The organism is Mesorhizobium sp. CNPSo 4684 (assembly GCF_057784315.1).
Genome location: NZ_JBWLUX010000113.1, coordinates 1 through 361, shown reverse-complemented (window position 1 = coordinate 361; position 361 = coordinate 1). Strand labels below are relative to the sequence as shown.

At 67.3% G+C, this 361-nt stretch carries 1 protein-coding gene; it reads left to right on the top strand.

Features of this window, described 5'->3' with window-relative positions; all coding sequences use genetic code 11:
- Positions 1–361: VCBS domain-containing protein (locus tag AC04SG_RS32925; RefSeq protein WP_488554407.1), on the top strand; the 361-nt coding region annotated here is incomplete at both ends.

The window sequence follows — 361 nt, the reverse complement described above, 5'->3', positions numbered from 1 at the left end:
GACCTACACGACCGATCCTTCGGCGCACAACGAGTTCGTGGGCGGCACCACCTACACCGACAGCTTCACGGTTGCGACGGCCGACGGCACGACGCAGGTCGTCACCGTCAGCATCCTGGGCACCAACGACGCGGCGGTGATCACCGGCGCGAGCACGGCGAGCCTGACGGAAACCGACGCGGTTCTGACGGCGAGCGGCCAGCTGTCGGCGACCGACGTTGACAGCTCGAACGCCTTTGTTGCGCAGAGCGCTGTTGCCGGCAGCCACGGCTACGGCACGTTCGCTGTCGATGCGACCGGCGCCTGGACCTACACGACCGATCCTTCGGCGCACAACGAGTTCGTGGGCGGCACCACCTAC